Origin of the sequence: Clostridium cibarium, assembly GCF_014836335.1 — a bacterium.
GTDB lineage: Bacteria > Bacillota > Clostridia > Clostridiales > Clostridiaceae > Clostridium > Clostridium cibarium.
In genome coordinates this window covers 164,795-187,797 of sequence record NZ_JACSRA010000001.1, presented here as the reverse complement: position 1 = coordinate 187,797, position 23,003 = coordinate 164,795, and the positions used below count along the sequence as shown (strand labels likewise).

Here is a 23,003-nt window from a genome sequence, read left to right as displayed (position 1 = left end):
GAGTAAAATATGGCTAAAAAAGTTACGAAGATTCCTAAGGATAACAATATTATTAGGATACCACTTGAAGAGGCGATGCCGGACAATTATTTACCTTATGCAATAGAAGTTGCAAAAGAAAGGGCCTTGCCAGATGTTAGAGATGGACTTAAACCAGTTCATAGAAGAATATTATATGGAGCTTATTTGCTCAAAGCTTATCCGGATAGACCTTACTACAAGTCAGCAAGAATAGTTGGAGATATTTTAGGTAAATTTCATCCACATGGAGATTCCTCAGTTTATGATGCTATGGCAATATTAGCACAGGATTTTTCAACTAGGGAGCCTTTGATGGATGGACATGGAAACTGGGGATCTATCGATGGTGACAGTGCAGCTGCTATGAGATATACAGAAGCTAGACTTTCAAATATAGCTATGGAAATGATAAGAGATATAGACAAGGATACAGTAGATATGGTTCCAAACTATTCAGATAGTGAATTAGAACCTAAAGTATTACCTAGTAGATATCCTAACCTCTTAGTAAATGGAACCTTTGGTATTGCAGTAGGTCTTGCAACCAATATACCACCTCACAACCTAGGAGAAGTTACAGATGGTGTTTTGGCATATATAGATAATCAAGAAATAAGTACTAGAGAGTTAATGAAATATATAAAAGGACCAGATTTACCTACAGGAGGAATTTTGATAGGAAAGAATTCTTTACTATCAGCTTATGAAACAGGTGAGGGTAAGGTAACTTGTAGAGCAAAAACATCTATTGAGAGATTAGAAAATGGCAGAGTAGGAATCGTAATTACTGAATTTCCATACAAAAGAAATAAAGCTAAGTTACTTCAGACAATTTCAGAAATGACTGGTGATAAAAGACATGCAAAAGCTCTAGAATCAATAACAGATATTAGAGATGAATCAGATAGAAGTGGAATTCGTGCAGTTATTGAATTTAGAAAATCAGCTGATGAAGGCGTAGCAGATAAAGTATTAAAATATTTGTTTAAGAAGACAGATCTTCAATGTAATGTAAGTTTTAATATGGTAGCTTTAGCAGATGGAAAGCCAGAAACTATGGGACTTAAGACTATTATTACTCATTATGTCAATCATCAAAGAGAAATAATTAAAAGAAGAAGTGAGAGAGAACTTGAAATTGCAGAGAAAAGATTTCATATAGTTGAAGGTTTTATTAAAGCTATTAGTATTTTGGATGATGTTATTAAGACTATAAGAGAGTCTAAATCCAAAAAGGATGCTGGAGAAAATCTAATTAGTAAATTTGATTTTACAGAAGCACAGGCAACAGCAATTTTAGAGTTAATGCTTTATAGGTTAACAGGACTTGAAATAACTACATTTCAAAAAGAATACAAGGAATTGGAAAAGACCATTAAAAGACTTAAAAAGATATTATCAGATGACAGAGAGTTATTAAAAGTAATAAAACATGAGCTTAAGGAATTAGCTGAAAAATATGAAAATCCAAGAAGAACTGAGATAATAGAAGATGACAGTGAAGCTAAAATAAATGTTGAAGAGTTATTGGTCGTTGAAGATGTAATGATAACTTTATCAAAAGATGGATTCATTAAAAGAATACCTCAAAAGAATTATGTAAGATCTAATTCAAATCCAGAGGATATAGAGTATAGAGAAGGAGATGAATTAAAATATCTTATTAAATCAAATACAAAAGATAACTTGCTTCTGTTTACAGATAAAGGTAATATGTATAAGATTAGAGGAATAAATATTCCGGAATGTAAGTGGAAAGAAAAAGGAGAGAGAATAGATACCCTTATAAAATCATTCAATTCTGAAGAAGAATCAGTAGTAGGGATAGTTTCAGTAGATAATCTTGATCCAAATAAATTTGTTAAGGTTATTACAAATAAAGGAAGTATAAAAAAGAGTTCTCTAGATAAATTTGAAACTAGCTATTCAAAAATTCAAGCAAGTAAATTAAGAACTAATGAGAGGGTAATAAAGGCTGAGATAGAAGCAGAAGAGAAAGAATTCTTGAAAGTTAATACTAGATTGGGATTAGAATTTACATTGAAAGTTCCTACTCTAGAAGATTCTCCAAGGAATATTCTTGGACTTCAATTATTTAATCTTTCAGAAAAGGATGAAGTAATAAGTGCTGAATATGTTGATAGTATGAAATTTGTTGAATATACAGTTGGTATTACAGCGAAAGGTAATTTAAAAGGTTTTGCAAGAGCTAATAAAAATGATTTACTAAAAGTTAATACAGATTCAGAAAGTAATCTTATACTGTTTACAAATAAAGGACATGTAATAAACTTGAAAGCATTTTTGATACAAGAAGCTATTAAAGATGAAATTCCATTGAATAATTTGGTTGATGGACTTGAAGCAGGAGAAAAAGTAGTTGCTATATATTCTTTAAAAGAATTTAATGAGAATTTTGCAGTATACACTATTACTAAGAGAGGTCTTGTTAAAAAGACAAATTTAAAAGAATTAAGTGGAGATTATTTAATTCAACAAGTTTATAAATTTAAATATAAAGATGATGAAGTGGTATCTGTAGATATATCAAATCAAAACTTAGGGCATTTAGTTATAATAACTAAAAAGGGTATGGCTATTAGGTTCCCGGTTAATAATGTAAGTCTTATGGGAAAGGTTGCTTCTGGAGTTACTGGGATAAGCCTAAAAGAAGATGATGAAATAGTATATGCAAAATCATTTGTCAACATGGAGCAGATGAGTACAGGAGAAATTGCCGTAACATCAATAGATAAGTATAAATTACAGTTATTAACGAAAAATAAAGAAGTTAGAGAAGTATTGTTACAAGATATAAAACTTCAAAATCGAGCTGGAAGAGGAAGTAGTATAATGATTGTTCAGTTAGATGATGAAATAAAAAATGTAAGCTTGATATAATTTATAGGAGGTATGGAAATGGGAAAAGTTGCTGTGTTATTAGCAGAAGGCTTTGAAGAAATTGAAGCATTAACTGTGGTGGATATTATGAGAAGAGCGGAAGTTACTTGTCATATGGTATCCTTAGAAAAAATTAATGTTTTAGGTGCACATGGTATTGAAGTCAAAAGTGATAAAATATTAGATGAAGAAATAAAATCATATGATTTAATAGTTCTTCCGGGAGGAATGCCTGGAGCTAGAAATTTACAGGAAAATAGAAAAGTACTTGAAATAGTTAAATACTTTCATGAAAATAAAAAGTTAGTTTCAGCTATATGTGCAGCACCAATAGTTCTTGGATCTGCAAATATTATTAAGGGTAAAAGTATAACTTCATACCCAGGTTTCGAAGATGAATTACAAGGATGTAATTATAAAGAAGAGAAAGTTGTTGTGGATGGAAACATTATAACAAGTAGAGGGCCTGCTACAGCTATGGAATTTGCATATAAACTATTAGAAATTTTAGGAAATGATAAATACAAAGCGATAAGTGATGGAATGTTATATAGCTAATTTATAAAGTTGCGGGGATGAGTGAATTGAAAGAAAAATGGATGGTTATTAATAAGAAAAAAGAATTTGAAATGCTAAAAAGTGAGATAGAGTTGCATCCATTAATATTAAGATTACTTGCTAATAGAGGGATATATTCTAAGGAGGATGCATCCCTTTTCCTTTATGGCGATCTAAAAAAATTATTAGATGGAAATTCTATGAAAGGAATGGAAGAAGGAGTAAACTTAATAAAAGAAGCTATTCTAGCAGGAGAAAAAATTGTAATATATGGAGATTATGATTGTGATGGAGTATGTAGTACTACTATATTGAATAAAACTTTAGAAAGTCTTGGAGCAAATTTTGTGTATTATATTCCAAACAGAGAAGAAGAAGGATATGGAATAAATAGTGATAGGATTAGAATATTAAAAGAAGAAGGTGCTGAAGTAATTTTAACTTGTGATAATGGTATTTCGGCAATAGAGCAAGTTAAGGTAGCTAAGGAAATAGGGCTTAAAGTGGTAATAACTGATCATCATGATATTCCATATATTGAAGAGGGGGAGGAGCGGGTATTTAAAATACCAGATGCTGATGTGGTAATAAACCCAAAACAAGAAGATTGTCCCTATGAATTTAAAGAGCTTTGTGGAGCAGGAATAGCGTTGAAATTTTCACTATGTTTACTTTCAGCTATGGGTAAAAACTTAGATGAATTCAAGGAATTATTTCAATATGCTGCGATAGCTACAGTTTGTGATGTAGTAGAGATTCTTGGGGAAAATAGAATAATCCTTAAAGAAGGATTAAAACAGATAAACAATACAGAAAATAAAGGACTTAAAGCGTTGATAAAGGAAACTTCTCTTGAAAATAAAGAAATTACTGAATATCATTTTGGATTTGTTTTAGGACCAACAATCAATGCTACTGGAAGACTTGAAACAGCAGATTTATCAGTAGAATTACTAATTACAAATAATGAGGAAAGAGCAGCAGAGTTAGCAAAAAAACTTTATGAGTTAAATAAGATAAGGCAAGACTTAACATCAGAAAGTGTGGAAAGAGTAATAGAAGAAATAGACAAGAATTTTAATCCGGAAGAAAGAGTTATATTAGTTTATGATGAAAATATACATGAAAGTATAGCTGGGATAGTAGCAGGTAGGGTGAGAGAAAAATTTAATCTTCCTACAATAGTTATGACCAAAGGTAAAGATATGCCAAAAGGATCTGCTAGAAGTATAGAAGGATATAACATGTTTGAAGAATTAAATAAGTGTAAGGAGTATATAGAAAAATTTGGAGGACATCCAATGGCTGCTGGACTTTCAGTAAAAGAAGAAAATATACCTTTATTAAAAAAAGCTCTTATTGAAAAATGTCCTTTAAGTGAGGAAGATATAGTGCCTGTAACTAGAATAGATTCTCCTCTTGCATTAAGTAATATAGATGAAGAATTGATAAATAATATAGAGAAGTTAAAACCTTTTGGAAAAGGTAATAATAGCCCTCTGTTTGCTGTTAGAAATTTACAAGTAACTAGAGTGTTTTTTATGGGAAAAGAAAAGAATTTTATGAAGTTCAGGTTTCTCTTGCCTGGAGGAAATAGTTATATAGAAGGAGTAAATTTTGATAAATATGACTACTTTAAGGAAGAGTTCACGGATAAGTTTGGAGAAGATAAATTTTTAAAGCTTAAAGATGATGGATATTGTAGCTTTAAAATGGATATAGTTTATTTTCCAAATGTAAATGAGTATATGGGAAAGAGAAATATTCAACTAAATATAAAAAATATAAGAATATAATATTGGAAAAGAGATATTTTCATTAGTGAAAATATCTTTTTTGTTTTCTTTGTTAGAGTTTTGTCATTCAGCTGTATTCTGATAAAAAATAATTTGTTAGACAATTGTAGTATTTGGTTTCGTGATTAATATCACGGTGTTTGGTTTGCATTTTAATTATTCTATTATTGTATATAAATTATATAAAATGAAAATATAATACATAAACCTACAAGTGAAAAATTTGTCAAGAAGAAGAGGTGGTAAAAAGAGAATCATAATAAAACACTTTTTTAAGAAAGAGGGATACTATGAAAAAGGTTCAATCAACTTGTAATTATTGTGCATTAGCCTGTAACTTGGATTTTTATGTTGATGATGACAGAATAATAAAAGTGTTACCAACAAAAAATTATCCAGTTAATAATGGATTTGCATGTATTAAAGGATTGTCTCTAGACAAACAACAAACAATAGAAAAAGAATCAACATTGCCAAGAATTAAGCAAAAAGATGGTTCCTTTAAAAGAATTTCTTGGAATGATGCATACAAAGTAGTAGCAGACAAATTTTTAGAGTTACAAGAAAATTATGGAGAAGAAAGTGTTGCAGCTATTAGTACTGGTCAATTAACTCTAGAGGAATTTGCTTTGTTTGGACATGTAATGAGGAACTATTTAAAGACCAATGTTGATGGAAACACAAGGTTATGTATGGCTACATCAGTAGTTGCTCATAAACAAAGTTTTGGATTCGATGCACCTCCGTACACATTAGAAGATGCGGAATTATCTGATACCATAATATTAATTGGTGCTAATCCTGTTATAGCACATCCTGTGTTTTGGGATAGAATTAAAAATAATAAAAATAAAAAATTAATAGTTATCGATCCGAGAAAATCAGAGACAGCCCAAAATGCTGATTATTGGTACGGCATAAAAGGAAAAACAGATCTAATATTACTTTATTCTATAGCTAATAATCTTATAAGTAAAGGGTATATAGATAATGAATATATAAGTAATTATACAGAAAGATTTGATGAGTTTAAGGAATTTGTTAAACAATATACTATAGAAAGAGCAAGTAAAGAAACTGGAATTAGTGAAGAATCAATTCTAGAACTTGTAGAATTAATTCATAATGGAAAAAGAGTTTCTTTTTGGTGGACAATGGGGGTTAATCAAGGTTATGAAGCTGTTAGAACTGCACAAGCTATAATTAATTTAGCCTTAATGACAGGAAATATTGGGAAACCAGGGACAGGGGCTAATTCTCTTACAGGACAATGCAATGCAATGGGTTCAAGAGCATATAGTAATACAGCATCCCTTTATGGTGGAGGAGATTTTGATAATATAGCTAGACGTGAAAGAATTGCTGAGGTTCTTGGAGTTAATGAATCTTTACTTGCAACCAAGCCTACATTAACCTATAACGCGATTGTTGAGAAGATTATAGCAGGAGAGATAAAAGGTTTATGGGTTATCTGTACAAATCCACGCCATTCATGGACAAATAATAAAAAATTTAAAGAAGCTATGGATAAATTAGAATTTTTTGTCGTTCAAGATATCTATGGTAACACTGATAGTTCTAAAGATTGTGATATGTATCTTCCTGTAGTTCCAGGAACTAAGAAAGAAGGAACTTTAATAAATACAGAAAGACGTATATCTGCTTTGCGCCCAGCAATTGAAAAATCTTTAGATGAGAGAAGTGACTATGAAGTTATTTATGGCATTGGACAAGCACTAGGAATGGGAGAAATTCTTGATAATTGGAGAACTCCAAGAGATGCATTTAATTTAATGAAAGAATGTTCTAGAAATATGCCTTGTGATATGACAGGTGTTACCTATGAGGGGTTGGAAAATTCAAATGGAATTCAGTGGCCTTTTAGAGAAGGGGATATTCTCAAAGAAGATCAGAGAAGATTATATGAGGACAATAAATACTACACTCCTTCAAAAAAAGCTAAGTTTATGTTCGAAGAAGTACAAGAAAATCCATTGCCAACTACAAAGGAATTTCCTTATATATTAAATACGGGCAGGGGAAGTATTGGACAATGGCACACACAAACTCGTACAAGAGAAATAGCTGTTGTTGAAGATGTTAATATTAAGGATGCATATATTTATATAAATACTAAACTTGCAGAAGAAATTGATGTTAAAGAAAATGAAAATATTAGAGTTTATTCTATTAATGGAAATTTTTCTGATTTTAAGGTAAAGGTTACAGACGATGTTAAGTATGATGAACTTTATGCACCTATCCATTACTTGGAGTGCAATAATTTAACCCCATCTTTATATGATTCTTATTCTAAAGAACCTTCATATAAGACAACTCCAATTAATATTTGTAAAATTCAAGTTGGAGGAGATAAGTTATGAAAAGAATAAAAGCGGATAGAAGTAAATGTGTAGGATGTTTAACTTGTGTCTCAGCTTGTATGGTTAGTCATGAGAGTTGTGATTCAAGAAACCGTATAGTTAGAGATAGTAAAAACAATATTAAGCTTATTTTCTGTCACCAGTGTGATAAGCCAAAATGCGTTGAAGCGTGCAGTAATGGAGCTATGTCAAAAAACGAGGAAAATGGATTGGTTGAATACAACAAGGAACTTTGTATAAGCTGTAATAAATGCATAGAGGCCTGTCCTTTTGACGCGCTGAAAAGTGATTCGATTGAACACAAAGAAATTATGAAATGCAACATGTGTACTCATAGAACAGAAAATAATGAACCAAATCCTATGTGTGTAGAGAAATGCCCCATGGGAGCAATAAACTTTATATAAGCATAAATATAGGATTAGAAGACAAGGAGATATTATATGGAAAAAAGATCGCTTTTTCAAAGACTGGAAAATTTACCGGTTCCAATTCTTCCAACAATATTAGGTACTGCATCAATATCAAATGTATATTCTAATTTAGGATATACTTGGATAAGGCATATTTCAATGTGGGCAGCAACAATTGTTTTAATAACGTACATAATAAAAATTATATTTTATTTTGATACATGCAAAAAAGAATATTCTAATACTGTACCAGCTAGTTTGTATGCTGCTTTTAGTATGATTTTAATGATTTTAGGAAGTTACTATTTTGATTATAATCAAGCTATAGGAAAGATTATGTGGTTTAGCGGAATTGGTATTCATGCTATACATATTTTAGTGTTTACATATAAAAATGTTATTAAAGGTATAAATAAAGATACTTTCGTTCCTAGTTGGTTTGTCACTTATAATGGAATAATGGTGTCTACATCTATTGGAGTACCTATGAACGAGCCGATAATAGGAAAGATGATTGTATATTATGGAATTACTATTTTTGTACTGATAATTCCATTTATGATATACAGGTTAATAACTACAACTATTAAAGATATGTTTTATCATACCCAAGCAATTTTAGTTGCACCATCAAGTTTATGCGTAATTGGATATTTGAATTATTTTAAAGAACCTAATCCAATAATAGTATATTTGCTATATGCCTGTGTAATTTCAGCAGTAATATTTGTATTTATAAAAATACCAAAATTCTTTTCTTATGCATTTTATCCAGGGTTTGCAGGTATTACATTCTCAATGGCAATAGGAACAGTAGCTTCAACTAAGATGGCAGCCTTTTTAACTACTCAAGGTCAAACAATGATTGGTGATATGGTTAAAGAGATGTCTGGTATTCAACTTTATATAACTACAACATTTATTGCATTTGTACTTTATAATTTTTTGAAAATGCTTTTTAGTGGTTGTAAGGAGGCATAATAGAATAAAAAGGATGGTTTTATGAAAATTGCTGCTTTGGTTCTTGTTGGGGGAAAAAGTAGAAGAATGAATGGGAACAATAAAGCATTTCTTAAATTTAAGAATAAGAGCTTTATTGAAAAAATAACTGATGAGTTAAAGGTCTTTGACACAATTTATATATCAGTAGATGATAAAGAAAAGTACAAAGATTTGAATTACACCTTATTAGAAGATATTTATAAAGATATTGGACCAATAGGGGGGATATATTCAGCATTAAAAACAATTGACGAAAGATATATTTTTGTAACTGCTTGTGATATGCCTAAAATTACAAAAGATTTTATAGAATTTATTTGTAATTCAATTACGGAAGGTATTCAGTGTGTAGTAGTTCAAGATGAAAAAGGAAGAATCTATCCTTTAGGAGCAATTTATTCTAAAGATATGATTTATAACATTGAAAATATGATAGAAGAAAAAGATTATAAACTTTTAAATTTAATAAGCAGAGTTAAAACTAAAATTATACCTTTATCTGAGACTAAGTTTGATAAATGTATTTTAGAAAATATAAATAATTTGGAACAATATAATAAACTTGAAGATTAAAACAACAATTAAATAGTCTCCGTGCAAAAATATCTAAGGAATAATATCTATGATATTGCGCCAAAGTGAAAATAATCACTTTCAGGGTTATATGGGAAACTGTTTAGCCTTCCATGTTTGAAAAGGAGTATTATTTAATTTTTAAATAATGAATAATATTAATTGCATATTACTTTTGAATATACAGCTATATTGTTCATGCCTTGTTATTTAGGTAGGATGATATGGTTTTTTATAGATTATAATTTTTAAATTTTTACACTAACAGAAACTTAAAGATAAATTGAAGCTTATTAGGAGGCAGAATTATGAAGAAAATTGCTACAGTTGATGCAATAGGGCATGTAATATGTCATGATATTACGAGGATTATTAAAGATGTAGTAAAGGATGTTGCTTTTAAAAAAGGGCACGTAGTTAAGAAAGAGGATATCCCTGTATTATTATCAATAGGGAAAGAACATCTGTATGTTTGGGAAAAAAAAGAGGGGATGCTCCATGAAAATGAAGCAGCAGAAATATTATATGAAATTTGCAACAATGAAAATGTTAAACCTTCAGAAGTTAAGGAAGGAAAGATTGAAGTAATTGCTGATATAGATGGTTTATTTAGAGTTGATGTGAAAAAGTTAGATATGATTAACGAATTAGATGAAATTATGATTGCTACAAGGCACACTAATTATCCAGTTAAAAAGGGAGAAATATTAGCAGGCACAAGGGTTATACCTCTTATTATAGAAAAAGAGAAGTTAGAAAAAGCACAAAAGATTGCGGGAGATATGCCAATTATGGAGTTATTACCATATAAGAAGATGAAAGCTGGAATAGTCACAACAGGAAGTGAGGTTTATCATGGAAGAATTAAGGATACATTTACCCCAGTTGTTATAAATAAACTTAATCAATATGAGATTAGTGTTTGTGATCATAAAATAGTAAATGATGAAACTGAAATGATAATAAATGCTATTAGTGAATTAAAGAAAAATGGTGCAGATCTTATTGTTTGTACAGGAGGCATGAGTGTAGACCCTGATGATTTAACACCAAGTTCAATTAGAAAAAGTGGAGCAAAGATTATTTGTTATGGAGCACCAGTACTACCAGGAGCTATGTTCTTACTTGGATATTTTGAAGATGGGACACCTATTATGGGATTGCCAGGTTGTGTGATGTACTCAAACGCAACTATATTCGACTTGGTATTACCAAGGATAGCTGCTGGAATTTCGGTTACAAAGAGTGATATTTCAAAAATGGGACATGGAGGATTATGCCTTCGTTGTACAAAATGTACATATCCTAGATGCGGATTTGGAAAGGGAGTATAAGTTTTGCTTAATATTGAATTAGAAGAAGCTATTAAGTTGATGAATAAAAGCATAAAAGAAAATGGAGAAGCAGAAGAAATTGAATTAATAGATGCTAGTGGGAGAGTAGCATGTGAAGATATTTATGCACCTATAAATAACCCACCATTTGATCGTTCGCCTCTTGATGGATATGCGCTTATAGCAAAAGATACTAAAGGTGCAAGCAAAGAAAATGTAAAAAAGTTAAAAGTTGTAGATTGTATATTTGCTGGAGGATATAGTGAAAAAGTACTTGAGAGAGGTCAAGCGATTAGAATTATGACAGGTGCAAAAATTCCAAAAGGCGCAAATTGTGTAGTAAGACAGGAAAATACTAACTATGGTGAAAATGATGTTGAAATTTATGAAGAACTTTCAGAATATGATAATTATTGTTTTGCTGGTGAAGATATAGAAAAAGGGGAATTATTGATAAAGAGTGGGGAATTGCTCACTTACGTGCATATTGGAATTCTCTCCAGTATGGGAATTTCAAATGTTAAAGTAAAATCTAAGCTAAAGATTGCTTTGCTTGTTACTGGTGATGAAGTTGGAATCTCGGGATATCCATTAATGGAAGGAAAAATTTATGATAGCAATCTTAATTTAATTAATTCAAGGTTGAGAGAGTTTGGATTGAGAACAGTTATTTCAGAAATTATTGAGGATGATGGAGAAAAGGTTGGAAAAAGAATAGATGAGATTATAGATAAAGTAGATCTAGTGATCACAACAGGTGGTGTTTCTGTTGGGGAAAAAGATATATTACATGATGCATTACCTCGTATAGGAGCAAAAAGAGTTTTTTGGAAGGTTAATTTAAAGCCAGGAACTCCAGCGATGTATTCTTTATATAAAGATAAGCCTATATTATCTCTATCTGGAAATCCTTTTGCGGCACTTACAACTTTTGAACTTTTGGCAAGACCGGTTTTAGCTAAGTTAACTGGGGATAAAAATTTAAGTCCTAAAAAAGTTGAAGGAATTATGGAAGATGAATTTAATAAGCCAAGCATGAGAAGAAGGTTTATACGTGCTTATTTTAATAGTGGTAAAGTTAAATTTAAAGGAAATAAACATTCTTCAGGAGTGCTTTCATCGATGATAGAATGTAACTGTTTGATAGATGTACCTAAAGGGACTAAGAAATTGAGTAAGGGTGACAAGATAGATATTTTTTTACTTTAAGTAATAATCAGAGAATTTAAAGGAAGTGCAATATATGGAAAATAAATTTAGTCATTTCGATTTAGATGGAAATGCAGTTATGGTTGATATTTCAGAAAAAAATATAACATCAAGAACAGCAATTGCTAAGGGAAAAATTTTTGTTAATGGTAGTGTTATGGAATCAATTTTAAATAAAACTGTTAAAAAGGGAGATGTTCTTGGAGTAGCGAGAATTGCTGGAATAATGGGAGTAAAGAAGACTTCAGAGTTAATTCCAATGTGTCATCCATTAATGATTAGTAAATGTAAAGTTGATTTTCAAGTAAATAAGGAGCAGAGTTACATAGAAGCGATATGCACAGTTAAAGTAGAAGGTAAAACAGGTGTGGAAATGGAAGCTTTGACGGGAGTAAATATAACACTTCTTACTATTTATGATATGTGCAAAGCTATAGATAAAACTATGGAAATTTCGGAAATCTATTTAGAGAAGAAAACTGGTGGAAAAAGTGGAGAGTTTTTAAATGAAAAACAAAGATAAACCTACATTGATTGCTATAAGTGGAGTGAAGAATTCTGGAAAGACAACACTTATAACAAAGATAATACCTAAGTTAGTTAATCTAGGATATAAGGTTGCTACAATTAAACATGATGGACATGAATTTCAAAGCGATATAGAAGGAACTGATTCATATAGGCATAAAGAATCAGGGGCATATGGAAGTGCTATATTTTCTAAAACAAAATTAATGGTAGTTAAAGAGATGAGTGAAATTTCTGAAAAGGAGTTAATAAGGTATTTTCCGGAGGCAAATATTGTTCTGTTAGAAGGTTTTAAGAATTCTGACTACCCCAAAATTGAAGTTGTAAGAAAAGAAATTTCAAGAGATTATGTTTGTAGGAAAGAAACACTGATAGCTTTAGCAACAAATTTAAATTGTCATTTTGAAAATGTAAAAACTATTGATATAAATAGTATCGATGAAATCGTAAAAGAGTTGCTTAAGGTGTGTGAAGAGGTGTAGAAATGGTTGATATTTACGAAAGAGAAATTGATTATATAAGAATTTCAATTACTGATAGATGTAATCTTAGATGTGTCTATTGTATGCCAGAAGAGAAAATAGAATGTTTGAGCGATAATGAAGTATTATCGTATGAAGAAATAATTTATTTATGTGAAGTTTTTTCAAAGTTAGGTATTAGTAAAGTTAAAATAACTGGGGGGGAACCTTTAGTCAGAAATGATTTGTCGTACCTTGTTAAAAATATAAAAGAAATAGACAATATTAATAATGTTACTTTGACTACAAATGGAATATTGTTAGAGGAACAAATTGATTCCTTAGTTAGATCAGGATTAGATGCAGTTAATATTAGTATTGATACTTTAGATGAATTTACATACAAAAACATTACTCGTATTGGAGATATAAAGAAAGTTATTAGAGGAATTGATAAAGCTTTAGAATACGAGAATCTTCTTGTTAAATTGAATTGTGTAATGATAAATGAAATAAACGACAAGCAAATACTAGAATTAGTTGAAATGATACGAAATAAGGATTTAAGCATTCGATTTATTGAACTTATGCCAATAGGAGTTGGAAAACAGAGAAAAGGTGTGAGTGAAAATGAAATAAGAAAAGTTATTGAAAAAAAGTTTGGAAAACTTAATCAATTTAATGAGTCTTTAGGTAATGGACCAAGTTGTTATTATAGTTTAGATAAATTTAAAGGAAAAATAGGTTTTATAAGTGCAGTTAGTCATAAGTTTTGTGATAAATGTAATAGGATTAGACTTACTTCTAGTGGATTTTTAAAAACTTGTCTACAATATGATAAAGGTATAGATTTGAAAAAACTTATAAGTGAGGGAAAAAGTCAAGAGGAGTTAATAGAATCTATTAAAAATGCTATCTATAATAAACCGATAGAAAATAAGTTTTTTGAAATTTATTCTCATGAGAATTTTGAACAACATATAATGTCAGAAATAGGTGGCTGACATATATTAAATAATAAAGATATTATTTAAATTTGATTTAGAGAGGAAGGCCATGTAATGGGTAGAATTATTGCTATTTGTATAAGTGAAAAGAGAGGTACAGCAAAGAAAAATATAGGTGAATGCAATATTATTGAAGGATATGGATTAGAGAATGATGCACATGGTGGTAATTGGCATAGACAAGTAAGTTTACTATCTTATAATAAAGTGCTTGATTTTAATTCCAAGGGTGGAGCAGTGGAGGATGGAGCTTTTGGTGAAAATATTCTTGTAGAAGGCATTGATTTTAGAACTTTGCCTATAGGAATAAAATTTAAATGCAATGACGTCATTCTAGAACTTACTCAAGTTGGAAAAGAGTGCCATGCTCATTGTGAAATATACAAAAGAGTTGGAGATTGTATTATGCCTAGAGAAGGGGTCTTTGCCAAGGTTATACATGGCGGTAAAATTAAAGTAGGGGATGATTTGGTATGTTTGAAGTAGCGATAATTACTTCAAGTGATAGTGGATACAGAGGAGAGAGAGAAGATAAAAGTGGTTTAGCTATTAGAAAAATAGTTGAAGAAAATGGATTTAAAGTTGTACATAAAATATTATTACCGGATGAAAAGAATATGTTAAGTGCCGAAATGAAGAGGATCTGTGATGAGAATATTGCAGACCTCATTCTTACAACGGGAGGAACAGGTTTTTCACCAAGGGATTGTATGCCAGAAGCGACTTTAGAAGCAGGGGAGAGAGTGGTTCCAGGAATACCGGAAGCTATGCGTGCGTATAGTTTGCAATTTACTAAAAGAGCGATGTTAAGTCGTGCTGTTGCCGTAATACGGAAGAAAACATTAATAATAAATTTACCAGGAAGTCCGAAGGCGGTTACAGAATACTTAGAATATATTATAACAGAACTTGATCATGCATTAGGAATACTAAAAGGTGAAGTATCTAATTGTGCAAGGAAATAGAGTAATTTAGCTGGAATATATAATTCCAGCTAAACTACTTTAAAAAAATATGTTTTTAAAAATAAAATAAATTGTCTTTTGGGAAAGTTAAAGAAAGTATATCATTTATAGAGAAATGCATATCCTTTTTTTTGATCTTATATTCAATTGCATTTAGATAAGGAATAGTATTGTTTTTTATATATAAAGTAAAGTCAAAAGGATTTTCGATAATACTATCAATTTTGTAATAAAATGTATTTTCGGTTTTTTCATCAACAGAAATCTCAAGATCATGTGCACGTATGCAGATGTATTGAACATTTTCAGGTACTTCACTATTAACTATAAATTCATATCCCCAATTCTCAGCAAAAATAGTATATTTACCGGTTTTTCTAGCTTTTGAAATATTTTTGCAACCTGTTAAAGTTGCTTCTGACAGTGATTTTGGATGTTTAAATAAATCTTTTTTGTCTCTTTTTTTTAAGGCGTTACCATTTTCATACACAACAATGTCATCACAGATTCTATATGCTTCATTTATGTTATGTGTTACGAAGATGATATTTCCGCTATAAATTTTTAATATAGACATCAATTCTTTTTCTAAATTATTTTTTAAATGTTGGTCTAAGGCAGAAAAAGGTTCATCTAAAAGCAAGATATCAGGAGAAGTTATAAGCGCTCTAGCAATAGCAACTCTTTGTTGCTGTCCACCAGATAATTGCCAAGGATAATGTTTTTCTAGTCCTGATAATCCTAATCTTTCTATATAATCATTGCTTAATAGTTTTTTTTGTTTATCATTCAAATTGGAAATTCCGAGTTCAATATTATCAATTACATTCATGTTAGGGAATAAAGCATAGTTTTGAAATAAGTATCCTACTTTTCTTTTTTGAGGACTTAAGTTTATTTTTTCTTGCGAATCAAAAAAAGTTCTATTGTTTACAATTATTTGCCCTTTAGATGGGTTAAGCAAACCTGAAATGCATTTTAAAGTCATACTTTTGCCAGAACCAGAAGCACCTAAAAATCCTAGAATCCCTCTTTCGTGTTGGAAGTTAACTTTTAAATCAAAAGAAGAAAAATTATTTTCTATATTTATGTATAATGACATAATTAGTGCCTCCTTCCTAGCAATTTAAGTTGAATGTCTGACCAGTAATTTAGAAGTAAAATTAATAATAATGTTATTAAAAATATTACAATAACCCAAAGCATTGCCCTTTTCATATCGCCACTTTCTGCTGCAAAAAAAATGGCAAGAGGCATTGTTTGTGTCTTTCCAGGAATATTTCCAGCAAGCATTAGAGTTGCACCAAACTCGCCTATGGCTCGAGCAAATGATAAAACTAATCCTGCGATAATGCCAGGCATAGCCAATGGAATAGCAATCTTATAAAATATTTTAAACTCACTAAGTCCTAGAGTTCTAGCTGCAAAGATAATATTAATGTCTATTTGCTCAAAGGCTGCACGTGAAGTCCTGTACATCATCGGGAATGATACTACTGTAGCGGCAAGTATAGTAGCGCTCCAACTGAAAATTAAAGATGTATTAAAAAGCTCTAATATCTTGCCTATGGGACCATTTTTGCCACAAATAAGTAATAAGAAGAAACCTACAACAGTTGGGGGTAAAATTAAGGGCAAAGTTAATATTCCATCCAATATTCCTTTGAGTTTTCCTTTGAAATTTGCCATCCAGTAAGAAATTATAATGCCAAAGATAAATGTTATTGCAGTTGAAATAAAAGCTGTTTTAATGGAAATCCATAAGGGAGTAATATCCATCGTTAAATCCTCCTATAAAGTAAAATTAAATTAGCAAATTAAGTTAAGTGATAACCATATTTTTTGAAAATTTTCTTACAGGTATCAGTAAATAAAAAGTCTTCAAAGGATTTAGATGCATCTATATTTTTACTAGCTTTAAGTATTCCAATTGGATATATGATAGCTGAATGCTTGTCATCTGGTATCGCTTCAATAATTTTTGAGTTGCTATCATTTAGTACGTCACTTTTATATACAAATCCAACATCAGCATTGCCTGAAGTTGACCATGCAAGTACTTCTTTTACATCTTTAGCAAAAACAAGTTTTGATGAAATTTCATTTTTAATGTTAAGGTTTTGGAAAGTTTCATCAGCATATTTTCCAGCAGGAACACTATGTGGTTCGCCAATTGCAATTTTTTTAACTTTATCGGTATTTAAATCAGAGATGCTATTTATTTCACTGTTTTTTGGGCCAACTAAAACTAAATCATTCTTAATCAAGTCTTTATCACTGTTCTCCAATAAGAAAGATTTATCATTTAAAAATTTCATTTGGTCTTGACCAGCGGAAATGAATATATCACAAGGGGCACCTTGTTCTATTTGTTGTTCAAGAGAACCAGAAGAGCCATAATTAATAGTTAAATTAATGTTAGAATTAATCTTTTTAAATTCAGTTTGTATTTCTTCCATTGCTTCTTTTAGATTTGCAGCAGCGGAAATGTTCAATTCTATTGCTCCTGATGAGTTGTTAAAAGTGCTACAAGAAGAAAGTAGTATAGTTGAAATTAGTATTATTAAAAAAGTAGAAAGTGTTAATCTTTTTTTCATAAATAAATCCTCCTATGTTAACATGCTTTTAATTATAGAGAGTATGAGCAAATAAGAACGTGATATTAGTCACGAAAAAAAGCAGGTTGTTACGGTTTTTAGATTGTGTTTTTCATATTAGATTGTGTTTTTAATATATGAAATGAAGTGAATAGAAAATAAAATTTTATAATAATTAATTAAAATTTGAAATTTTATTTTTTACTCATATAATATTATATGGTAGTTAAAAATTAAAAGATAAAAACATATAAACAATAAAATTGAAGTCTTTTGAAAAAGATAATCTAGTATAATTGAATATATGAAAAGAAAAATTGTTATAGATACGAGTTTGTTTTAAGGAGTGATATTTTTGAATAAATATAAAATAATTATGACTGGTGGGGGTACAGCTGGACATGTAACGCCTAACTTAGCGCTAATACCAAGTTTGATGAAAAATGGATTTGAGGTTAAATATATTGGTAGTAAGGATGGTATAGAGAAAGAAATTATTAGTGAAAATTCAATACCTTATTTCGGAATATCATCTGGGAAATTAAGAAGATATTTTGACCTAAAAAACATATCAGATCCTTTTAAAGTTATAAAAGGTATTTTTGAGGCTAAAAAAATATTAACAAAAGAAAAACCAGATGTTATATTTTCAAAAGGTGGATTTGTTGCTGTTCCAGTAGTTATAGCAGCGTCTATGAAAGGAATTCCAGTTGTTGCACATGAATCAGATATTACTCCAGGACTTGCTAATAAATTATCCTCACCATTTTGCAATAAACTTTGTGTCACTTTTAGAGAAAGTTTGAAATATGTAAAAGGTGATAAAGGTGTATTGACAGGAAGCCCAATAAGGGACGAAATATTCAATGGGGTGAAGTTGAAAGGTTTAGAAATCTGCGATTTTCAAGGTAATAAAGAAATAATATTCATTATGGGAGGAAGCCTAGGGTCTAAGGTTGTCAATAATGTGGTTAGAGAAAATTTAAGAGAGTTGCTAAATGTGTATGATATTATACATATCTGCGGTAAAGGAAATATAGATGAGAATTTGAAGAACTTAAATGGTTATGTTCAATTTGAATATGTAAATGAGGAACTTCCTCATTTAATGAAATCAGCAGACTATATAATATCCAGAGCTGGTGCTAATTCCATATTTGAGTTTTTAGCTTTAAAAAAGCCAACCTTATTGATTCCACTTTCTAAAAAAGCTAGTAGGGGAGATCAAATTTTAAATGCAAGATCTTTTGAAAGGGAAGGTTATTCATTAGTGATAGAAGAGGAAGAAATAAATAAAGATACATTTTTAGAAAAAATAAATGAACTTAAAGATAATAAAAAGGAACTAGTAAGAAACATGAATAAGGGAAAAGATAAAGTCGGAAATGATGCTGTAATTCAAGTTATTATGTCAGTTATAGGGAGGAAGAAGTAAAAAGACTGAAAATTTACATTATTCCTAATTTGTCTTTCATTAGGAAATTACCTTGCAAAATTAAATTAGTGATATATAATGTAATTGGTAGGTTTATAATATCAAAAAAAGTAAAAGTTAATATTTTCACAATGTTTTATAGTCAATATATTTAATTATACTTAATTAAATATTTCTATGTTGTGAATTAATTCTAAATTTTGAAAGAGGGGTCTACGCGATGAGAAAAATGAAAACTATGGATGGAAATACTGCAGCAGCTCACATTTCTTATGCATTTACAGAAGCTACAGCAATCTATCCTATAACACCATCTTCACCAATGGCTGAACATGTTGATGAATGGGTAGCTCAAGGAAGAAAAAATATTTTTGGACAACCAGTAAGAGTTATGGAAATGCAATCAGAAGCAGGAGCAGCTGGTGCAGTACATGGTTCATTACAAGCAGGAGCATTAACAACAACTTATACTGCTTCACAAGGATTATTATTAATGATTCCTAACATGTATAAGATAGCAGGAGAAATGCTTCCAGCAGTATTCCACGTATCAGCAAGAGCACTTGCTACTTCAGCACTTAACATATTTGGTGATCACCAAGACGTTATGGCTGCAAGACAAACTGGTTTTGCAATGCTTGCAGAAGGATCAGTTCAAGAAGTTATGGATTTATCAGCAGTTGCACATTTAACTGCAATTAAATCAAGAATACCTTTCTGTAATTTCTTTGATGGATTTAGAACATCTCATGAAATTCAAAAAATCGAAGTTCTAGAATATGATGAATTAGCTAAGCTAGTTGATTATGATGCAGTAGAAGCATTCAGAAATAGAGCATTAAATCCAAATCATCCAGTAACAAAGGGTACAGCACAAAATGCTGATATATATTTCCAAGAAAGAGAATCTGTTAATAAGTTCTACGATGCAGTTCCTGAAATTGTTGAAGGATACATGGCTGAAATTACAAAGTTAACAGGAAGAGAATATCACTGTTTCGATTACTATGGAGCACCAGATGCTGATAGAGTAATAATCGCTATGGGTTCTGCTACGGATGTATGTGAAGAAACAATTGATTATTTAAATGCTAATGGACAAAAAGTTGGTGTTGTTAAGGTAAGACTTTTCAGACCATTCTCAAATGAAAGATTATTAAAGGCTATTCCAAGTACAGCTAATAAAATTGCTGTTTTAGATAGAACTAAAGAACCAGGTTCTGCTGGAGAACCATTATACCTAGATGTTAAAAATGCATTCTATGGAAAAGAAAATGCTCCAGTAATCGTTGGTGGTAGATTCGGATTAGGTTCTAAGGATCCAAATCCAGGACATATTGCTGCAGTTTATGAAAACTTAGCAAAAGATGAACCAAAGAATGGATTTACAATTGGTATAGTTGATGATGTTACAAATACATCATTAGAAGTACATGAAGATATAGATGCTACACCAGAAGGAACTACAGCTTGTAAGTTCTGGGGATTAGGATCAGATGGTACTGTTGGAGCTAACAAGAGTGCTATAAAGATTATTGGAGATCATACAGATATGTATGCTCAAGGATATTTCTTCTATGATTCAAAGAAATCAGGAGGAATTACAGTATCTCACTTAAGATTTGGTAAGAAGGCAATTAAGTCACCATATTTAATAAATAAGGCAGACTTCGTTTCATGCTCTAACCAATCATATATCCACAAATACAATGTACTTGATGGATTAAAGGCAGGATCTACATTCTTATTAAATACTATCTGGACTCCAGAAGATTTAGAAGAAAAATTACCTGCTTCATATAAGAGATTTATAGCAAACAATAACATTAAGTTCTATACTTTAAATGCTGTTGCTATAGCTCAAGAAATTGGTCTTGGTGGAAGAATTAACATGATAATGCAATCAGCATTCTTCAAGTTAGCTAAGATTATTCCATTAGAAGATGCAATAAAATATTTAAAAGACGCTGTTGTTACTTCTTATGGTAAGAAGGGACAAAAAGTTGTAGATATGAATAATGCAGCTATTGATAAGGGCGTTGAGGCAATAGTTGAAATTAAGATACCAGAAGCTTGGAAGACAGCTGTAGATAAAGAAGTTGCTGATACTAAGAAGAAGTCAGACTTCGTTAAGAATATAGTAATTCCAATGAATAGACAAGAAGGAGATTCTCTTCCAGTTTCTACATTCGTAGGTATGGAAGATGGTACTTTCGAAGCAGGTACTGCAGCTTTCGAAAAGAGAGGAATAGCTGTTAATGTACCAGCATGGCAATCAGATAAGTGTATACAATGTAATCAATGTTCATTTGTATGTCCACATGCTGCAATTAGACCTGTACTATTAACTGATGAAGAAGCTAAGAATGCTCCAGAATCATTAAAGGCAGTTCCAGCTAAGGCATTAAAGACAGAAGAACCATTACAATACTTTATGGCAGTTACTCCATTAGACTGTTCAGGTTGTGGAAACTGTGCTCAAGTATGTCCAGCTCCAGGAAAAGCATTAGTAATGCAACCACAAGATACATTAGCTGATCAAATGGAAGCTTGGGATTACAGCATGGACAAGGTATCACCTAAGGAAAACCCAATGAGTAAGACTACAGTAAAGGGAAGCCAATTTGAGCAACCATTACTTGAGTTCTCAGGTGCTTGTGCAGGTTGTGGAGAAACTCCATATGCTAAGCTTATAACTCAATTATTTGGTGACAGAATGATGATAGCAAATGCAACAGGATGTTCATCAATTTGGGGAGGATCTGCTCCTTCAACTCCATATACAAAGAATCATAATGGACATGGTCCAGCTTGGGCTAACTCATTATTCGAAGATAATGCTGAATATGGATTAGGAATGCACTTAGGAGTTAAATCAATTAGAGCTAGAATAGCTGAAAATTGTGAAAAAGCATTAGCTGCTGGTTTAGATGGTGAAGCTAAGGCTGCTGTTGAAGATTGGTTAGCTAACATCGACAACGGTGAAGGAACTAGAACTAGAGCAGAAAGATTAGAAGCTGCTTTAGAAGCTGTTAATACTCCAGAAGCTAAGGCAATATTAAAAGAAAAAGACTTCTTCGTTAAGAGATCTCAATGGATCTTCGGAGGAGACGGATGGGCTTACGATATCGGATTCGGTGGAGTAGACCACGTATTAGCATCAGGAGAAGATGTAAATATATTTGTATTTGACACAGAAGTTTATTCAAATACTGGTGGACAATCTTCAAAATCTACTCCAACTGCTGCAATAGCTAAGTTTGCTGCAAGTGGTAAGAAAACAAAGAAGAAAGACCTTGGTATGATGGCAATGAGCTATGGTTATGTGTATGTTGCTCAAGTTAATATTGGAGCAGACAAGAACCAAGCACTTAAGGCTATAGCTGAAGCTGAAGCTTATAAGGGGCCATCACTAATCATTGGTTATGCACCATGTATCAACCATGGAATTAAAATTGGTATGGGTAACAGCCAATTAGAAGCTAAGAGAGCTACTGATTGTGGATACTGGCAAATGTACAGATTCAATCCACAATTAAAGGGAACTAAGAATCCATTTACATTAGATTCTAAGGAACCAACAGCAGACTTCAAGGAATTCTTAATGGGTGAAGTTAGATATGCTTCATTAGCTAAAGCATTCCCAGAAGCAGCTGATGCATTATTTGAAAAGACTTATCAAGATGCACAAGAAAGATTAGCAAGCTACAAGAAATTAGCTGCTGAATAATATAAATTAAAATAGAAACGGGCGTTAAGCCCGTTTTTATTTTATATAACTATAAAATTAGTTATATAATTGGAAAAATTGTAGTTTGA

At 31.0% G+C, this 23,003-nt stretch carries 19 protein-coding genes and 1 riboswitch; of the genes, 16 read left to right on the top strand and 3 right to left on the bottom strand.

The window, feature by feature from the left end:
• Positions 1 to 9 precede the first annotated feature (9 nt).
• The 14 genes from H9661_RS00895 to H9661_RS00830 all read left to right on the top strand — a co-directional run bounded on the left by H9661_RS00895 (position 10) and on the right by H9661_RS00830 (position 15,152).
• Positions 10 to 2,922 carry a DNA topoisomerase IV subunit A gene (locus H9661_RS00895; protein ID WP_143316369.1) on the top strand — a complete coding sequence of 971 codons (2,913 nt, stop codon included), beginning with the start codon at positions 10 to 12 and terminating at the stop codon, positions 2,920 to 2,922.
• A gap of 18 nt (positions 2,923 to 2,940) precedes the next feature.
• Complete coding sequence (locus tag H9661_RS00890) at positions 2,941 to 3,480, top strand: DJ-1 family glyoxalase III (RefSeq protein ID WP_143316370.1); 540 nt, start codon at positions 2,941 to 2,943, stop codon at positions 3,478 to 3,480.
• Positions 3,481 to 3,506: 26 nt separating this feature from the next.
• The gene (recJ, locus tag H9661_RS00885) at positions 3,507 to 5,276 is read left to right on the top strand and encodes a single-stranded-DNA-specific exonuclease RecJ (protein WP_143316371.1); all 1,770 of its coding nucleotides are present in this window, start codon (positions 3,507 to 3,509) and stop codon (positions 5,274 to 5,276) included.
• A gap of 290 nt (positions 5,277 to 5,566) precedes the next feature.
• Positions 5,567 to 7,660 carry a molybdopterin oxidoreductase family protein gene (locus H9661_RS00880; protein WP_191767471.1) on the top strand — a complete coding sequence of 698 codons (2,094 nt, stop codon included), beginning with the start codon at positions 5,567 to 5,569 and terminating at the stop codon, positions 7,658 to 7,660.
• On the top strand, positions 7,657 to 8,067 hold the full coding sequence (locus H9661_RS00875; protein WP_143316373.1) for a 4Fe-4S dicluster domain-containing protein: 411 nt from the start codon (positions 7,657 to 7,659) through the stop codon (positions 8,065 to 8,067). The genes H9661_RS00880 and H9661_RS00875 overlap by 4 nt, the downstream gene beginning before the upstream one ends.
• Positions 8,068 to 8,103: 36 nt before the next feature.
• Positions 8,104 to 9,054 (top strand): TDT family transporter, encoded by a 951-nt coding sequence (locus H9661_RS00870; protein ID WP_143316374.1) that lies wholly within the window; start codon positions 8,104 to 8,106, stop codon positions 9,052 to 9,054.
• Positions 9,055 to 9,075: 21 nt separating this feature from the next.
• The gene (gene mobA / locus H9661_RS00865; protein ID WP_143316375.1) at positions 9,076 to 9,648 is read left to right on the top strand and encodes a molybdenum cofactor guanylyltransferase; all 573 of its coding nucleotides are present in this window, start codon (positions 9,076 to 9,078) and stop codon (positions 9,646 to 9,648) included.
• 5 nt (positions 9,649 to 9,653) lie between these two features.
• Positions 9,654 to 9,793: riboswitch (molybdenum cofactor riboswitch) on the top strand.
• A gap of 163 nt (positions 9,794 to 9,956) precedes the next feature.
• Positions 9,957 to 10,982: a molybdopterin-binding protein gene (locus H9661_RS00860; RefSeq protein ID WP_143316376.1), complete on the top strand. Its 1,026-nt coding sequence runs from the start codon at positions 9,957 to 9,959 to the stop codon at positions 10,980 to 10,982.
• A gap of 3 nt (positions 10,983 to 10,985) precedes the next feature.
• Positions 10,986 to 12,191: a molybdopterin molybdotransferase MoeA gene (locus H9661_RS00855; RefSeq protein WP_143316377.1), complete on the top strand. Its 1,206-nt coding sequence runs from the start codon at positions 10,986 to 10,988 to the stop codon at positions 12,189 to 12,191.
• 34 nt (positions 12,192 to 12,225) lie between these two features.
• Positions 12,226 to 12,714, top strand: a complete 489-nt coding sequence (gene moaC, locus H9661_RS00850) for a cyclic pyranopterin monophosphate synthase MoaC (RefSeq protein WP_143316378.1) — start codon at positions 12,226 to 12,228, stop codon at positions 12,712 to 12,714.
• Positions 12,698 to 13,201, top strand: coding sequence for a molybdopterin-guanine dinucleotide biosynthesis protein B (gene mobB, locus H9661_RS00845; RefSeq protein WP_143316379.1), 504 nt, complete (start codon positions 12,698 to 12,700; stop codon positions 13,199 to 13,201). The genes moaC and mobB overlap by 17 nt, the downstream gene beginning before the upstream one ends.
• A 2-nt stretch (positions 13,202 to 13,203) precedes the next feature.
• Complete coding sequence (gene moaA, locus H9661_RS00840; RefSeq protein ID WP_191767470.1) at positions 13,204 to 14,184, top strand: GTP 3',8-cyclase MoaA; 981 nt, start codon at positions 13,204 to 13,206, stop codon at positions 14,182 to 14,184.
• Between the two features lie 57 nt (positions 14,185 to 14,241).
• Positions 14,242 to 14,673, top strand: coding sequence for an MOSC domain-containing protein (locus H9661_RS00835; protein ID WP_143316381.1), 432 nt, complete (start codon positions 14,242 to 14,244; stop codon positions 14,671 to 14,673).
• The gene (locus H9661_RS00830) at positions 14,661 to 15,152 is read left to right on the top strand and encodes a MogA/MoaB family molybdenum cofactor biosynthesis protein (protein WP_191767469.1); all 492 of its coding nucleotides are present in this window, start codon (positions 14,661 to 14,663) and stop codon (positions 15,150 to 15,152) included. Before H9661_RS00835 ends, H9661_RS00830 begins: the two co-directional genes overlap by 13 nt.
• Before the next feature lie 55 nt (positions 15,153 to 15,207).
• On the opposite strand, the gene H9661_RS00825 is transcribed toward H9661_RS00830, so the two are convergent.
• From H9661_RS00825 to modA, 3 genes are read right to left on the bottom strand one after another with little or no spacing between them, the layout of a single operon-like run.
• A complete protein-coding gene (locus H9661_RS00825) occupies positions 15,208 to 16,254 on the bottom strand; it encodes a sulfate/molybdate ABC transporter ATP-binding protein (RefSeq protein WP_191767468.1) in 1,047 nt (348 codons plus the stop codon).
• A 2-nt stretch (positions 16,255 to 16,256) separates the two neighbouring features.
• Complete coding sequence (gene modB / locus H9661_RS00820; protein ID WP_143316384.1) at positions 16,257 to 16,931, bottom strand: molybdate ABC transporter permease subunit; 675 nt, start codon at positions 16,929 to 16,931, stop codon at positions 16,257 to 16,259.
• Between the two features lie 38 nt (positions 16,932 to 16,969).
• Positions 16,970 to 17,749 (bottom strand): molybdate ABC transporter substrate-binding protein, encoded by a 780-nt coding sequence (gene modA, locus H9661_RS00815; protein WP_191767467.1) that lies wholly within the window; start codon positions 17,747 to 17,749, stop codon positions 16,970 to 16,972.
• A gap of 376 nt (positions 17,750 to 18,125) precedes the next feature.
• Between modA and H9661_RS00810 the strand changes: the two genes are divergently transcribed.
• Together H9661_RS00810 and nifJ are read left to right on the top strand one after the other, a co-directional pair.
• On the top strand, positions 18,126 to 19,184 hold the full coding sequence (locus H9661_RS00810; protein WP_423738974.1) for an undecaprenyldiphospho-muramoylpentapeptide beta-N-acetylglucosaminyltransferase: 1,059 nt from the start codon (positions 18,126 to 18,128) through the stop codon (positions 19,182 to 19,184).
• A 220-nt stretch (positions 19,185 to 19,404) separates the two neighbouring features.
• Positions 19,405 to 22,914 carry a pyruvate:ferredoxin (flavodoxin) oxidoreductase gene (gene nifJ, locus H9661_RS00805; protein WP_143316387.1) on the top strand — a complete coding sequence of 1,170 codons (3,510 nt, stop codon included), beginning with the start codon at positions 19,405 to 19,407 and terminating at the stop codon, positions 22,912 to 22,914.
• Positions 22,915 to 23,003: the final 89 nt, after the last annotated feature.